This is a genomic window from Streptomyces sp. CB02923, assembly GCF_001905005.1.
GTDB lineage: Bacteria > Actinomycetota > Actinomycetes > Streptomycetales > Streptomycetaceae > Streptomyces.
The window spans coordinates 1,174,258-1,188,758 of the sequence record NZ_LWKZ01000001.1 but is presented as its reverse complement, the minus strand read 5'-3'; the positions used below and the strand labels follow the sequence as shown (position 1 = coordinate 1,188,758).

Genomic DNA, 14,501 nt, shown 5'->3' with positions numbered 1-14,501 from the left:
CGGGCAACCGCCGCGGGCGTCCTCAGCTGTCCGCCCGCGGCCTCTCCAGCGTCCCCGTGACGTTCACGAAGCCCTCCTTCGCCGCCACCAACTGTCCTTCCCGTACGGCCTGGTAGGTCACCAGGCCGTTCACGGTGCGCGGGAAGTCCTGCACCGCGAGCATGTCGTCGGAGCGCCAGCGCAGTTTCGGCGTCAGTCCGCCCGTGTCCACGGCTCGCTCCCCGCGGTCCAGCGCCTGCTGCACGGAGTGGGCCGTGACGTCCCCGACGCCCTCCTCGCCGAGCTGCTCTACGACCGCGCGCAGCACCGTGTAGGCGATCCACGTCGTCTGCACACCGGGGTCGGCCGGGTCGATGCGGTTGTCGCCGAAGGCGTGGTCGCGGATGACCTTGCGCATCGGATTCCAGCGCGGGTCGCTCGCGACGGGGTACCAGCCGGTCAGGTACGCGCCCTCCAGCGGCCCGGCCCGGCCGCCCGTACGGTCCACCAGTGCCTGCCCGACGCTGCCCAGCACCGAGGCGATACGGACCTTCGAACCGTCGGGCTGGAGGCGGCGGAAGGAGTCGAAGAACGTGTCGGTGCGCTCGCCGAGGGCGGCCGTCACGCAGCCGCCCGCCCCCTTCGCGGCGCCCGCCGGCCCTGTCCCGGCCGGTCCTGCCGACGAGGCGCCCACACCGTCCAGCGCGCGCCGGGCCGCGTCGTCGTAGTCGGTGCCGTCCTCGGGTGCACGGACGTCCCGGGCGGCGCTGCGGCTGCCGTCGGTCAGGCCCGCGCTGAGGAGGGCCGGCATCCGGTCGCCCTGGATGGTGTCCGGGCGCACCAGGGAGACCCGTTCGCAGACGCTCGCCAGCTGGCGGCCGTTGCCGGCCAGGAGGGACGCCTGCCCGCCGTTGACCGGGTACGACAACGGACTGGCGAACTCCTCGTCGGAGGCGCCGTAACCGCCGATGTAGGGGATGCCGTTCCGCTCCAGCGGCGAGATGAACGAACGGCCGAACTGGCTGTACGAGCCGACGACCGCGACCGCCCCGGCGTCGGCCGCGCGCTGGGCGCAGCGCGCGGCGGCCACCGAGTCGTTGTGGTCGTTGCACGTCATGACCTTCAGCGGATGGCCGTCGATGCCGCCCCGGGCGTTGACCCAGCGCGCGTACGCCTGCGCCATGGCGGGCATCCCCGGCATGTTGGTGGCCCTGGTGCCCACCGGCGCCCAGGTCATCACCGTGAGCGGCTCCTTCTCCCCGGAGCCTCCGGGGGCGCCGGGGAGGGAGCCGCAGGCCGAGAGCAGTGACGCGAGGGCCGCCGTGCAGGCCGTGGCAGCCGTGACGGCTGCGAAGGCGCGGGGGAAGGGGCGGGGGGAGGGGCGTCGCCGTCCGGTCATGTGCACGGAGCATTCCGCCCGGCCCGGAACGCGTGAGTGACGCCGGGGCAACGAGTGGTGACAGCGGGGTGAACTCCGGGGGGCCGCCAGTGATCATCCGTCGAGAACGTACGATCGAATACTGTGCAAGGTTCGGAGAAGTCTTCCCGTCGCGGCCGTCGCTCGACCACCATGGGCGCCATGCCGCTCAACGACATGCCGTGGTGGCGCTGGCGCAGCAATGTGCGCTCCGCGCTGCACATGCTCTCCGACCCCGTCTTCCAGCGGGAGACCTGGCTGGCCGGCCTCCCGGGGTACGGGGACGTCACCGACGCCGTCTACCGGCTCGTCGAGGACACCTGGCTGGACAACTGGTCCGCCGAGAAGTACGTCGGCACGATCTTCCGCGACTCCCAGGAGGCGTCCCTGGTCGACGTCGCCGTGCTGCGGGTGCTGCGCATCATGCACCAGGTCGGCCCGGACGCCCCGGTGACCGCCTACCTGGAGCACCACGGCTGGCCGGAGGCGGTACGCGCCGCGCGGGACGCGCACGTACGGATGGCGACGGCGGACGGCGCGGACCCGGACGAGGCCCCGCACTCGCTCGAAGTCCTGGCCGTCATGACACACGGCCAGGGCGCCGCCCCGGCCTGAGGGCGTCCCGGCCCCGTACCGCCGAAAGGTTTTGCCCGCGCCCGCGCCCGCGTCCGCGTCCGCGTCCGGAGGCGTTCCGCCGCGGGACGGACCCCGGCGGAACGGACCACGGCCGGGAGTGTGCGACCCTATGAGGTCATGAGCGACTCGCAGCCCAGTAGCCCCGACCAGTACGTCCTCACCCTCTCCTGCCCGGACAAGCAGGGCATCGTGCACGCGGTGTCCAGCTACCTGTTCATGACCGGTTGCAACATCGAGGACAGCCAGCAGTTCGGGGACCACGACACCGGGCTCTTCTTCATGCGGGTCCACTTCAGCGCGGACGCCACCGTCAGCGTGGAGAAGCTGCGCGCCAGTTTCGCCGCGATCGGCGACTCCTTCCAGATGGACTGGCAGATCCACCGCGCCGACGAGAAGATGCGCGTCGTCCTGATGGTGTCGAAGTTCGGGCACTGCCTCAACGACCTGCTCTTCCGCTCCCGCATCGGCGCGCTGCCGGTCGAGATCGCGGCCGTGGTCTCCAACCACACCGACTTCGCCGAGCTGGCCGGCTCCTACGACGTCCCCTTCCACCACATCCCGGTGACCAGGGACACCAAGGCCGCCGCCGAGGCGCGGCTGCTGGAGCTGGTGCGCGAGGAGAACGTCGAGCTGGTCGTGCTCGCCCGCTACATGCAGGTGCTCTCCGACGACCTGTGCAAGGCGCTGTCCGGGCGGATCATCAACATCCACCACTCCTTCCTGCCGAGCTTCAAGGGCGCCAAGCCCTACCACCAGGCGCACGCGCGCGGTGTGAAGCTCATCGGGGCCACCGCGCACTACGTGACGGCGGACCTCGACGAGGGCCCGATCATCGAGCAGGAGGTCGAGCGCGTCGGCCACGGCGTCACGCCGGACCAGCTGGTGGCCGTCGGCCGGGACGTGGAGTGCCAGGCCCTGGCGCGCGCCGTGAAGTGGCACAGCGAGCGCCGCGTGCTGCTCGACGGCACGCGCACGGTCGTCTTCGCGTAGCGGCCGCAAGCCCGTGCACCCGTCGGCGGGTGCACGGGCACGCTCACAGGCGCGACAGCGAAGCCGTGGCGAACAGGACGTCGCGGATCGCGTCCCGCTCGCCGTACTGCCCGGCGGCCGCCTCCTCAGGCGGGACGTGTCCGGCCGCCAGCTGGCAGAACTCGATGCTGTCCAGCGCGATGTGCGCCACCGTGCGGTCCGGTGTGCCGAGGGCGCCCGGCGAGTCCAGGGGTATGTACCAGTGACCGCCGCCGCAGCCCTCGACCTCCAGATGGAGCGTACGGCCGGGCGCGCCCGCCTCGACCAGGTGCTGCGGCGGCGCCGCCAGCCCGGCCCGGCGCCGGTGGGCCAGCGCGCCGGGCAGCAGCCGGGCCGCCAGGTCGACCATGAGGTGCAGATGCCCGGCCGCCGGGGCCTCGTACGGATAGTCCACCGCGTCGGCGATGTCGCCCGCGTGCACCCAGCACTCGAAGGCGCGGTCCAGGAAGGAGTCGCGCAGCGGCAGCCGGACGTCTCCGTAGGGCACGGCCAGTTCGGCGACGCCGCGGCCCGCGAAGGACACCGTCCGGATCAGGGTGTGGCTCTGGTCGCGCCACGGCGCGCGGGTGGCGTGCGGGGCGCGGCCGTCCGCCATCGCCTGCCAGCAGGCTTCCGTACGGTCACCGGGCCCGGCCGGTCCGGGCGGGGCGGCGGCGCCCAGCGGGTCGCCGAGGCCGAGCGCGGCGGCGACCAGGCCGTCCACGGCCATCAGATGCCCGATGACCCCGGCGACGGTGGTGCGCCGCTCGGCGGGCCGCTCGTCCTCGAACCAGCGCAGCCGTACCGGAGTCCGCCACTCCGCCTCGCCCATGTCGCTGAGCAGCGCGTCCAGCTTGGCCGCCTCGGCGTCGTACGGGGCCGCCCACGCGGGCACCGGGATACGGGCCGGGCGGCGGCCGAGACAGCCCTCCAGGACGCGCGAGCGCAGCAGCGGATCGAGGTCCAGCGGGTCGGTCGGGTGCAGCAGGCCGACCGCGTCACGCAGCCGCAGTGCCTCGTCCGCGCACGGCGCGCAGTCCGTGAGGTGCTCCTCGACGGCGGCCGTCTCCTCGGGGGAGCAGGCGGCCAGGGCCCACGCGCCCAGCAGGGACTTCAGGATGCGGTGCGGCGGGGGAGAAGCGGGCGCGGGGACGTGGGCAGGGACAGGGGCGGGCGGCTGCGGTGCCGGTGCTTCCGGAGCGGGTGCTTCCGGGGCCGGTGTTTCCCGTGCGGGCGCTTCCGGTACGGGTGTTTCCGGTGAGGTTGCGGGGGCTTCCGGCACGGGTGTTTCCGGTACGGGTGGGGGAGCGTCGGGCAGCGGCCCGTTGTCCTCGGCGGCGGTGCGCGGGGACGGTATGCGGGGCCGGCCGCCGTCGTGCGGGCCGCCCTGGCCGCGCGGGTCGTGGGGATCGCGGGGGTCGTGGGGATCCTGCGGGTCGTGCCGGTCGTCCCACCCCTCCGGGCCGTTCACAGCGGCCGTCCGTATCCGGGGCCGCGCGGTGGGGACTCCGCGGGTCCGGCGGGCGGCAGCGCCTGGTGGTTGTGCGCGGTGGACAGCAGCTGGAGGCCCAGGCGCAGGCGGCGCCGGGCCTCGTCCTCGGTGACGCCCAGGTCGGCGGCGGTCTGGCGGTAGTCGCGGCGCTGGAAGTACGCCAGCTCCAGGGCGGCGCGGAGCGGGGCGGGCATGGACGTGACGATGTAGTCGGCGCGGGCGGCGGTGGACGCCGCGCGGATCTGGCGCTCCAGCTCGGCGGGCGCGGGGGCGTCCTTGCCGCGGTTCGCGGCGGAGGCGGCCTCGGACTGGCGCAGGCGGTGCACGGACTGGCGGTGGGCGAGCTGGGCCACCCAGGAGCGCAGCGAGCCCTGCTTGGGGTCGTAGGAGTCGGGGTTCTCCCAGATGTAGCCGAAGACCTCACGGGTGATGCGGTCGGCGGCCCGCTCGTTGCCCAGGACCCGGCGGGCAAGGCTGTGCACAAGCGAAGCGAACCGGTCGTACAGCTCGCCGAGCGCGGCCGCCTCGCCGCGCGCCAGCCGCTGCTGCATCCGCCTGTCCCAGCGCGGTGGTGCGTCATGTCCCATCCGGCCCCCATTCCTCGCCGCCGCCGTGCCCCGGCACGGTCCCGCACCCCACCGTGCCATCGAATGTAGTGGGCCGGTGCGACATTGACGCCTCTTTGCGGCAAACCCGCCCTTGGTGTGGCTGACGGATGGTATGGAGGCGGTCACTTTTGGTGCTATTGCCCGTTCGAGGTGGATCGAAGCGGAACCGTTCGCGCCCGTATCTGCCGATGTGTTATCCGGGTGTGACCGCTTCCCGGGGAAAGTTCGCCGCTGAGTGGGCATAGCCTTGGAGAGGAACGGTCCGTTGCGCACAGAATTCTGAAGAGTTTCAGGGGAGAACGGCCGGGCAGTCGAGGCGGGAAGGGCGCATTCCGGTTGGTTCCGGGGGTGTCCCGTCCGCAAGCGAGCGAAAGGCTTCGAGCGCGTGTCGTTGAAGGTGGCAGAAGGCGAGCAGGGCCGCTGGGCCGTATTGCAGGTCTCCGGCGAAATGGACCTGGTCACGTCGCCGGCGGTGCGCCAGCACGTGCACGACGCGGTCGCGGAGGGCCGCCGCAGCGTGGTGCTCGACCTCTCCGAGGTCCGGTTCTGCGATTCCAGCGGCGTCGGCGTACTGATCGCCGCCCGCCGGCTCATGCGGTCCTGCCAGGGACGACTGCGGCTCATCCTGCCCGCACAGGGCGCGGTGGACGGTTCGCACGTCAACCGGGTGCTCGCGGCGCTCGGCGTCCGCCGCCTCTTCGAGGTGTACCCGGACCTGAGTACGGCCGTCGACGAAGCGGCCGCCCCGCTCTCCGCGTAATTCCGCAGGCCCCGCCGCGGAACGGGCCGCAGCCCCGTAATTCCGCTGGCCCCGTCGCCAGGGCAGGCCGCCGTCCGCAGCGCCGCCCATTCACCCGATATCGCCCTGTGTAATCAATTCACTACGCACGGTTTCCGATTATCCCGCGTCGCGCGGAAATTCCGCCCGTACGAGAAATCCGCCGTCCGCCGTGTGCCCGGCCTCCAGCAGCCCGCCCAGGATCTGGGCCCGCTCGCGCAGACCGACCAGGCCGTGGCCGCCGCCCGGCAGCGCCGGAGCCGGCGTTGCGGCGTCCGGCGGCCCGTTGCGCACCTCCACCCGCAGCCCCGGGGCCGCCACCGGCTCCTCCCCTCCGGGCTCCCGCTCCGCCCCCACCGCCGCGACCCGCACCCGTACCCGCGCGCCCGGCGCGTGCTTGCGTACGTTGGTCAGCGCCTCCTGGACCGTCCGGAAGGCCGCCCGCTCCACGGCCTTCGCCCCGCCCGCGCCGTCCGGCACCTCGTGCTCGTAGACGACGTCCAGGGCGCTCATCTCGATCAGCCGCGGCAGTTCGGCCAGGTCCGGCTGCGGCGCCGGCTCCCGCGCGCCGGTGCCGCCGCCGGCCGCCCGCAGGATGCCGACCATGTGCCGCAGCTCCTCCAGGGTCCGTACGGACAGTTCGCGGATCGTGCGGGCGGACTCCCGCGCGGCCTCCTCCCCGGTGCTCACCTGCACCGCCCCGGCCTGCAGGCTGATCAGGCTGACCTGGTGCGCGACCACGTCGTGCATCTCGCGGGCCAGCCGCGCCCGCTCGGTGGCCAGCACCCGGTCCGCGATCAGCCGGTCCTCGCGGCGCAGGCTGCGGGTCAGGTCGTCGACCCGGGCGGCGAGTTCGCGGCGGGTGCGTACCAGCAGGCCCAGGGCGATGGGGGCGGCGGAGGTCACCGTCGCGTCGATCAGTACCTGGATGTTCTCGCGGTACGCGCCCGGGTCCAGGTCGGAGACCGGGTAGGGGAAGAAGTGCGCGGCGATCAGCAGGGCGGCGCAGACGCCGAGCCGCACGCGGCCCGGCCGGAGCGCGGCGAGGGTGTAGAGGGCGATCATCGGCGCGAACCAGATGTACCCGATGTACAGGCCGGGGAGGGTGATCAGGAAGACGGCGAGCGGCAGCCGCCGCCGCAGCAGCAGCGCGGCGGCGGCGACCAGGGAGACGCCCAACTCCAGGCCCATGTCCAGACCGTTGACGAGGAAGGCGTCCACCATGGACAGCAGCAACGGCACGACGAGGGGCACGGCCCGGCGTATGCCGCCGGGGAGGCCGCCGCGCGCGCTCATCGGGGGCCGCCCGCGACGAGGCCCGCACGGTCCGCGAGGATCGCCGCCTGGACCCGGTTGAGGCCGCCCAGCTTCCCCAGCAGCGCCCGCACATGGTCCTTGACCGTGCTCGGTGCCAGCCCCATCCGCTCCGCGATCTGCGCGTTGCCCAGGCCCTCGCCCAGCAGGGCCAGCACCTCGGACTCCCGTGGCGTCAGCGCCCGTACGGCACGGACCGCCGCGGCCTGGTCCTCGGCGGTGAGGAAGCCGCCGATCACGGCCCGGGTGACGCCCGGGTCCAGCACGCTGCCGCCCTCGGCCAGGGTCCGTACGGCCCGTACGAGTTGTTCGGGGTCGGAGTCCTTGAGCAGGAAACCGGCCGCGCCCTCGCGCAGCGCCGCGGCCAGGTACTCCTGCGCGTCGAACGTCGTCAGCATGGCCACGGCGGGCGGTTCGGGGGCGGCGCGCAGCCGGCGCAGCACGGTCAGCCCGTCCACGTCCGGCATCCGGATGTCGAGCAGGACGACGTCCGCCGCGCTGTCCAACACGGTGTCCACGGCCTCGCCGCCGCCGCAGTCCGCGGCCAGCTCGATGTCCGGGGCGGTGCCCAGGATCATCCGCAGCCCCGATCTGACCAGCCGCTCGTCGTCCACCACCGCGACACGGATCACCGGCCGCCCCTCTCTGCATCGCGTCCTCGGGCCTGCCCGCCGCGTGGTGTGGCCGTCACCCCCGCCGGACGGCGGGGGTCGGTGCACGACCTGCGGAGGATGCCGTGAGGTGGCGCCCGCGGGCAGAGTGCCTTTCATGCTGCACCACCGAGGGGGCCACAAGCCGACCACGCGGTGCAGCTCACAGTAGTGACGGCCGCCGCGACCCCCACACGCGGCGGCCGTCGCCGTCGGTGCCGCGGGCCCGGATCCGGCCAGGCGGGCGGCCCGGTTCCGCTCACCTCCGGAACAACTTTCTCCCCGCCCGTTGCCTCCCGCCACTGCCGCCTCTAGGTTGTCCGCGATCCGCCGCACGCCCGTCCGTCGGGCGTTCCGCGGGCCACCACCCCCCTCGGAGCACGGCCCCCCCCGGGGCACGGCTCGGCATCGCTTCGGAGGCTTCTTCGTGCACAGACCCCGGCGTACCCCCACACCGCCCGGCACGTCCATACGGGCCCGTATACGGACCCGGGCGGCCACCCGCAGCCGTACGCGGGTCCGCCTGGCCGCGGCGGCGGCCGGCCTCGCGCTCGTGAGCGGCATGGCCGCCACCGCCTCGGCTTCCCCCGCCGCTTCCGCCGCTTCCCCCGCCGCTGCGCCCCCGCCCGCGGCCGCCCGCACCCAGCACGTCGAGTACTTCACCGGCCCGCAGGGCCACCCCCGGCACACCACCGTCCCGGTCGCCACTCCCAAGAGCCTGGTGAGCGCCCACCGCGCGCGCTCCGCCGCCGAACTGGCCGCCGACGGCACCGTGACCTCGGTCATCCGCAACGGCCCCACGGAGAAGAAGGTCGACGTCGTCGTCATCGGGGACGGCTACACGCTCGCCCAGCAGAAGGACTTCCACGACGACGCGAAGGCGAAGTGGGCGCAGATCTCGGCCGTCGAGCCGTACGCCTCGAACCGCTCGCTGTTCAACGTCTGGACCGTGGACGCCGTCTCCAACCAGTCCGGCGTCTCCGGCGACCCGTCCAAGGGCGTCGTCAAGGACACCGCGCTGGACGCCCGCTTCTGGTGCGACGACATCGAGCGGCTGCTGTGCGTGGACACCGGCAAGGTCGAGTCGTACGCCTCCAAGGCCCCGGACGCCGACCTCGTGATCGTCCTCGGTAACTCCGCCAAGTACGGCGGCGCGGGCTACAACGACATCACCTCGCCCGTCGGCTACGACGGCATCGCCACCGCCTCCTCCGACCACCGCGACTCCGCGCAGGTGGCGGTCCACGAGACCGGGCACTCCCTCGGCAAACTGGCCGACGAGTACGTGTACGACACCAACGGCACGTACACCGGGCCGGAGCCGGCCGCGCCCAACATCACCAAGCTGAGCGCCGCACAGCTGAAGGCCAAGAAGGCCAAGTGGTACCGCTACCTCGGCCAGAACTCGCCGGACGGCGGCACGGTGGGCGCCTTCGAGGGCGGCGGCTACTTCCCGCGCGGCCTCAACCGGCCCACCGCCGACTCGATCATGCGCACGCTGGGCCGGGAGTTCAACCTGCCCGGCCGTCAGGCCATGATCGATGGCTTCCACCGCCATACGGGCCGCTGAGCCGTGACTCGTACGCACCGTAGGCACTGAACGAGCGGCCGGTCGCCAGGACCACCACCGAGGTCGTGGCGGCCAGTTCGTAGGCCGTCATCACCAGCGACACGGCACTCTCACCCGTGACGAACGGGCCGCCGAAGAACCCGGTGACGGTCAGCAGCACCACCGTCCGCACGGTCAGGTACAGCTCGACCGCGGCGAACACCAGGAGCGCGCCGCGCACGTCGCGGTTGCTGCGGACGGCGAGCACACCGAGCACCAGCAGCACGGCCACCGACGAGAGCGTGGTGAACTCGCCGGACTGGGAGAGCTGGACGGCTCCTCCGTTCACGGAGCCGTCCACCGCTCTGCGCAGGTAGGAGCCCAGGTCGAGGTGTTCCTCGGCCATGCCCCACGCCGTCCAGGCGAGCCGTGCCGCGCCCATGACCAGGAAGAGCACCCCGCAGATGCGGGAGAGCCGGCGCCGCCACCAGGAGTCGGCGTCGGCACACGACCGCTTCGTTCCCCCGGGCCGGGCGCCGCGGCCCCCGCCGTCCGCGGAGGACACCGGCGGCGGGGAGGACGGGGACGCGGAGGATACGGAAGACGCGGCCCCGGCCGCTCCCGCCCGCCCGTCGGCCCGGAGCAGCGACACGACCACGACCAGCGCCGCCAGCAGCCCCAGGACCCGCGTCGCCAGCACCCAGCCGCCGAGCGGCTCCGCGGCGTACAGCTGCCGGTATCCGGCGTGGCACAGGCCGACGGCCTCGCGCGCGGACTGGGCCAGCATCACCCAGCCCAGCAGCAGCGCACCCGTACGCGCCACCCGCCGCAGGGCCAGCGCCCCGGCCGCGACCGCCAGCAGCGCGACGACCAGGGCCCATTCGCCGGGCCCGAGCGTCCACATGAAGAAGGAGGCGCGCGGGTTGAAGAGCCCCTCGAAGAAGTCCCAGAGGCTGCCGTCGCCCTGGACGATCCCGTACACCGTCCACGCGGTCAGCGCGCAGCCGTAGAGGGCGAGGGCGGCCCCCGCCGTGCGGTACGCGCGCTCGTCCCCGGCCGCCGCCCGGCCGGGGTCGGGACCGGGCCGGACGTCCACCGCACCGCCGTCCTGCATCACCATGTCCGACCCCCGATCCGCCGCGCCGTGCTCACCCGTGTCGCCCCGTGTGCTGCCGACTGCCCACTGATTACTGCCCTGTTCCCGTGCCGTGTGCTGCTGCCGCCTCACTGTTTCAAGGACGGCGGCAGAGGCGGCGGAGGTTCCCCCGCGTGTGTCGTGAGGCATTGCCGCACACGAGGCCACCGCGCCGCACCGCACACCGTCCGGCCGGGTTTCCCACTCCCTGCCCCCGGGCGCGCGCCGCAATCGTGCACAACCACCTCGTGCGCCTCTCGCGCATCGCGTGTCTCCCCGACAACCCCCGCCGTGGACCGGCCGGTGGGGCAAGATGACCCCATGGGGAGCTTGCGGGGCGAGGGCCGGCTCATCGCCGGCCGCTACCGCCTGGGCGAACGGCTCGGCCGCGGCGGCATGGGTACGGTCTGGCGCGCCACCGACGAGATGCTGCGCCGCCAGGTCGCGGTCAAGGAACTGCACCTGGACGACGGCCCGGCCGACGCGGACCCCGGCGTGCAGCGCGCGCGGGCGATGCGCGAGGCCCGGACCGTCGCGCGGATCAAGCACCCGAACGTGATCGTCCTGCACGACGTCGTCGAACAGGACGCCCGCCCCTGGATCGTCATGGAACTGGTCGACGGCGCCTCCCTCGCCGACCGGCTGACCAGCGGCGGACCGCTCGCGCCCCGCGAGGTGGCGCGCATCGGCCTGGCCCTGCTCGGCGCGTTGCGGGTGGCCCACGCACGCGGTGTCCTGCACCGCGACATCAAGCCCGCCAACGTCCTGCTGGAGGAGGGCACCGGCCGGGTCGTCCTCACCGACTTCGGGGTCGCCCAGGTGCCCGGCAGTACGACGCTGACCGAGGCCGGCGGCTTCGTCGGCTCGCCCGAGTACACCGCGCCCGAACGGATGTCCGGCCACGGTGCCGGGCCGGCGGCGGACCTGTGGTCGGTCGGTGTGCTGCTGTGCGCGGCGCTCAGCGGGGAGTCGCCGTTCCGCCGCGACACGCTGGGCGGAGTGCTGAGCGCGGTCGTGCACGACGAGATCGAGCTGCCCGAACCTGCCCGCCCCCTCCTGGCCGTCGTCCGCGGCCTGCTGGAGCGCGACCCGGACCGGCGGCTGGACGTCCCCGGCACCGAACGCCTGCTGCGCGGCTATCTCCAGTCGGGCCGCGCCCCCGAGACGCCGCCGGACCCGCCCGCGGCCCCCGAACGCCCGGCCGCCGAACGGCCGGGGCACGAGCCGGGCCGTACCCACGGTGTACCGATACCGGACGCCCTGGCGGACCGCGCGCTGGCCGCCGCGGCCCGCCCGCACACCGGACGCGCGCGCACCGTGCTCCTCGCGGGCCTGACCGTGTGCGTGCTGGCGGCCGCGGGGCTGGGGATCGCGGCCCTGGTGCTCGGGGACGGCGACGCGGACGGCAAGGGCGGCGGGTCCCGCGCCACGCCGACGCGGCCGTCGCAGGAACGTTCGGCCGCCCCCGGTACGGCCACCACGGCCCCCGGGCCCGGCAGCACCGCCCCGCCCGGCTACCGCATGGCGCGCGACCCCCTCGGCTTCGCCCTCGCCGTCCCGGACACCTACTCCCGCTCGTACGAGAAACCGCGCGTCTTCTACACCTCCGCGGACCGACGCCACCGGATCGGCATCCACCTCCGGGGCCGGGCCGCCGCCGGTCCGCTGGACACGCTGCGCCGCGCCGACGCGGAAGCCCCCGGCCGCTATCCCGGCTACCGCGACGGCACGGTCACCCGCACCACGCACCGCGGCCTGCCCGCCGCCCGGTGGGAGTTCACCTGGGACGGCGGGCCGGGGGACGGCGGCGCCCGGCACACCTACGACCTCGTCTGGGAGGAGGGCGGCAGGACGTACGACGTGTGGGTCTCGGCGCCGCTCGCCGAACGCGACCGGGCGGAACGACACTTCACAGTCGCTCTGCGTACATTTCACCTGGTGAAGCCCGCTCCAGGCGGCTGATCCCGTTCTGTGTGCAGGGGGCTCCCCGGGCGGACGGCGACGAGCTGTTCGCGAACCCGGTGAAGCTCCCGAAGATCCAGGGGGCCCGAGGGCGGTACCGGCCCCGCCCCCGGTCTCCGGTACGGCGTCGGACGGGGCGCCGGGCAGCCCCAAGACCCAGCGCAGCGGCCTTGTAGCCAGTGAATGCTGGCGCGATTGTGCCCGCGGCGTGAAAACTCGTTACCGGTGGGTACCCAAAGCGTCCGGCGCGTCATACGCTCGCCCGCATGACGGACTCGCAGGACACCGGAACCCGCCCCTCCGCAACCGTCGGCGCCACCTCCGCCGCCGACCGGAACGCACCCGCCGGCGGCAACCCCGTCGCCCGCGCCGCCGCCGGCACCCGCACCGCCGCCGACGTGGTCACCCCGCACCTGGTCACCCGCCTGACCCGCGGCGTGACCGGCAGCGGCCGGACCGCCAACCACACGCCCTTCACCGGCGAGAAGCTGGCGGACCTGCCCGAGTCCACCCCCGACGACGTCGCCACCGCCTTCGACCGGGCCCGCACCGCCCAGCGCGCCTGGGCCGACGTGCCCGTACGGCAGCGCGCCGCCGTCCTGCTGCGCTTCCACGACCTGGTGCTCCGCCGCCAGGCCGAGGTGCTCGACCTGATCCAGCTGGAGACCGGCAAGGCCCGGCTGCACGCCCACGAGGAGATCCAGGCCGTCGCCGTCGCCGCCCGCCACTACGGCCGCAAGGCCCCCGCGTACCTGCGGCCCCGGAGCCACACCGGTGTCGTACCGACCCTCACCAAGGTCACCGAACTGCGGCAGCCGCGCGGCGTCGTGGGCCAGATCGCGCCCTGGAACTACCCCTTCGAGCTGTCCGTCGGCGACGCGCTGCCCGCCTTCGCCGCCGGCAACGCCGTCGTCATGAAGCCCGACACCGAGACCGCGCTGACCGCCCTGTGGGCCCGCGAACAGCTCATCGAGGCCGGGCTGCCCCCGGAGGTGTGGCAGGTCGTCCTCGGCGACGGACCGGTCGTCGGCCCCGAAGTCGTCAAGCACGCCGACTACGTCTCCTTCACCGGCTCCACCCGCACCGGCCGCGAGGTCGCCCAGGGCGCCGCCGCCCGCCTGGTCGGCGTCTCCCTCGAACTCGGCGGCAAGAACGCCATGCTGGTCCTGGACGACGCCGACGTGGACAAGGCCGCGGCGGGCGCCGTACGCGGCTGCTTCTCCTCCGCGGGCCAGCTGTGCATCTCCATCGAGCGGCTGTACGTCCATGAGTCCATAGCCGACGCCTTCGTGGAGCGCTTCGCCGCCCGCACGAAGGCGATGCGCCTGGGCAACGCCCTCGCCTACGGCGCCGACATGGGCTCCCTCGTCGGCGAGCGGCAGCTGGAGACCGTCACCCGGCACGTGGACGAGGCCGTCGCCAAGGGCGCCACCCTGGTCGCGGGCGGCCGCCCCCGCCCCGACATCGGCCCGCTGTTCTACGAGCCGACCATCCTCGACGGCGTCGAGCCCCCGATGGCCGTCTGCGAGGAGGAGACCTTCGGACCGGTCGTCTCGGTCTACCGCTTCAGCGACGAGGACGACGCGGTGGCCCGCGCCAACGCCACGCCGTACGGCCTGAACTCCAGCGTCTGGACCAAGGACGGCCGCCGCGGCCGCGCCGTCGCCGCCCGGCTGCGCACCGGCACCGTCAACGTCAACGAGGCGTACGCCGCCGGATACGGCAGCGTCCAGTCCCCGATGGGCGGCATGGGCGACTCCGGCCTCGGCCGCCGCCACGGCTCCGAGGGCATCCTGAAGTACACCGAGGCGCAGACCGTCGCCCACCAGCGCCTCCTGCCGCTCGCCCCGTCGTTCGGCATGGACGACGAGAAGTACGCGGAGTTCATGAACCGCAGCCTGCGCGCGATGAAGGCGTTCCGCCTCCGCTGAGACACGGGCCCCTGAGCCCGCCCGAAGAACAAGGGAGTGCCA

At 73.9% G+C, this 14,501-nt stretch carries 12 protein-coding genes; 6 read left to right on the top strand and 6 right to left on the bottom strand.

Annotation, left to right across the window (positions count from 1 at the left end):
- Window positions 1-22 precede the first annotated feature (22 nt).
- Window positions 23-1,378, bottom strand: coding sequence for an ABC transporter substrate-binding protein (locus tag A6A06_RS05085; RefSeq protein WP_073759210.1), 1,356 nt, complete (start codon window positions 1,376-1,378; stop codon window positions 23-25).
- 180 nt (window positions 1,379-1,558) lie between these two features.
- Here A6A06_RS05085 and A6A06_RS05080 point away from each other — a divergent pair, with 180 nt between their 5' ends.
- Together A6A06_RS05080 and purU are read left to right on the top strand one after the other, a co-directional pair.
- A complete protein-coding gene (locus A6A06_RS05080) occupies window positions 1,559-2,011 on the top strand; it encodes an SCO4402 family protein (RefSeq protein ID WP_242440563.1) in 453 nt (150 codons plus the stop codon).
- Between the two features lie 138 nt (window positions 2,012-2,149).
- Window positions 2,150-3,022, top strand: a complete 873-nt coding sequence (purU, locus tag A6A06_RS05075) for a formyltetrahydrofolate deformylase (RefSeq protein WP_073759206.1) — start codon at window positions 2,150-2,152, stop codon at window positions 3,020-3,022.
- 43 nt (window positions 3,023-3,065) lie between these two features.
- Here purU and A6A06_RS05070 read toward each other — a convergent pair whose 3' ends face one another.
- Both A6A06_RS05070 and A6A06_RS05065 read right to left on the bottom strand, forming a co-directional pair.
- The gene (locus tag A6A06_RS05070) at window positions 3,066-4,511 is read right to left on the bottom strand and encodes a zf-HC2 domain-containing protein (protein WP_073759204.1); all 1,446 of its coding nucleotides are present in this window, start codon (window positions 4,509-4,511) and stop codon (window positions 3,066-3,068) included.
- Window positions 4,508-5,119 carry a sigma-70 family RNA polymerase sigma factor gene (locus tag A6A06_RS05065; protein WP_073759202.1) on the bottom strand — a complete coding sequence of 204 codons (612 nt, stop codon included), beginning with the start codon at window positions 5,117-5,119 and terminating at the stop codon, window positions 4,508-4,510. Before A6A06_RS05065 ends, A6A06_RS05070 begins: the two co-directional genes overlap by 4 nt.
- Before the next feature lie 406 nt (window positions 5,120-5,525).
- Here A6A06_RS05065 and A6A06_RS05060 point away from each other — a divergent pair, with 406 nt between their 5' ends.
- On the top strand, window positions 5,526-5,900 hold the full coding sequence (locus A6A06_RS05060) for an STAS domain-containing protein (RefSeq protein WP_073759200.1): 375 nt from the start codon (window positions 5,526-5,528) through the stop codon (window positions 5,898-5,900).
- Between the two features lie 138 nt (window positions 5,901-6,038).
- On the opposite strand, the gene A6A06_RS05055 is transcribed toward A6A06_RS05060, so the two are convergent.
- Together A6A06_RS05055 and A6A06_RS05050 are read right to left on the bottom strand one after the other, a co-directional pair.
- Window positions 6,039-7,214 (bottom strand): sensor histidine kinase, encoded by a 1,176-nt coding sequence (locus A6A06_RS05055; protein WP_073759198.1) that lies wholly within the window; start codon window positions 7,212-7,214, stop codon window positions 6,039-6,041.
- A complete protein-coding gene (locus A6A06_RS05050) occupies window positions 7,211-7,864 on the bottom strand; it encodes a response regulator (protein WP_073759197.1) in 654 nt (217 codons plus the stop codon). The genes A6A06_RS05055 and A6A06_RS05050 overlap by 4 nt, the downstream gene beginning before the upstream one ends.
- 445 nt (window positions 7,865-8,309) lie before the next feature.
- On the opposite strand from A6A06_RS05050, the gene A6A06_RS05045 reads away from it, so the two are divergent.
- On the top strand, window positions 8,310-9,452 hold the full coding sequence (locus A6A06_RS05045; RefSeq protein ID WP_073759195.1) for a M64 family metallopeptidase: 1,143 nt from the start codon (window positions 8,310-8,312) through the stop codon (window positions 9,450-9,452).
- On the opposite strand, the gene A6A06_RS05040 is transcribed toward A6A06_RS05045, so the two are convergent.
- Entirely contained in the window at window positions 9,394-10,551 is a 1,158-nt protein-coding gene (locus A6A06_RS05040) for a hypothetical protein (protein WP_073759193.1), read from the bottom strand. The genes A6A06_RS05045 and A6A06_RS05040 overlap by 59 nt on opposite strands.
- A gap of 336 nt (window positions 10,552-10,887) precedes the next feature.
- Between A6A06_RS05040 and A6A06_RS05035 the strand changes: the two genes are divergently transcribed.
- Together A6A06_RS05035 and A6A06_RS05030 are read left to right on the top strand one after the other, a co-directional pair.
- On the top strand, window positions 10,888-12,528 hold the full coding sequence (locus A6A06_RS05035; protein ID WP_073759191.1) for a serine/threonine-protein kinase: 1,641 nt from the start codon (window positions 10,888-10,890) through the stop codon (window positions 12,526-12,528).
- Window positions 12,529-12,794: 266 nt separating this feature from the next.
- Window positions 12,795-14,459 (top strand): succinic semialdehyde dehydrogenase, encoded by a 1,665-nt coding sequence (locus A6A06_RS05030; protein WP_073759189.1) that lies wholly within the window; start codon window positions 12,795-12,797, stop codon window positions 14,457-14,459.
- The last annotated feature ends 42 nt before the right edge of the window (window positions 14,460-14,501 follow it).

What these genes read in the sequence shown, in the direction of transcription:
- A6A06_RS05085 (WP_073759210.1), bottom strand. Translation starts at nt 1,378, where the DNA reads ATGACCGGACGGCGACGCCCCTCCCCCCGCCCCTTCCCCCGCGCCTTC.
- A6A06_RS05080 (WP_242440563.1), top strand. Translation starts at nt 1,559, where the DNA reads ATGCCGCTCAACGACATGCCGTGGTGGCGCTGGCGCAGCAATGTGCGC.
- purU (WP_073759206.1), top strand. Translation starts at nt 2,150, where the DNA reads ATGAGCGACTCGCAGCCCAGTAGCCCCGACCAGTACGTCCTCACCCTC.
- A6A06_RS05065 (WP_073759202.1), bottom strand. Translation starts at nt 5,119, where the DNA reads ATGGGACATGACGCACCACCGCGCTGGGACAGGCGGATGCAGCAGCGG.
- A6A06_RS05055 (WP_073759198.1), bottom strand. Translation starts at nt 7,214, where the DNA reads ATGAGCGCGCGCGGCGGCCTCCCCGGCGGCATACGCCGGGCCGTGCCC.
- A6A06_RS05040 (WP_073759193.1), bottom strand. Translation starts at nt 10,551, where the DNA reads ATGGTGATGCAGGACGGCGGTGCGGTGGACGTCCGGCCCGGTCCCGAC.
- A6A06_RS05035 (WP_073759191.1), top strand. Translation starts at nt 10,888, where the DNA reads ATGGGGAGCTTGCGGGGCGAGGGCCGGCTCATCGCCGGCCGCTACCGC.
- A6A06_RS05030 (WP_073759189.1), top strand. Translation starts at nt 12,795, where the DNA reads ATGACGGACTCGCAGGACACCGGAACCCGCCCCTCCGCAACCGTCGGC.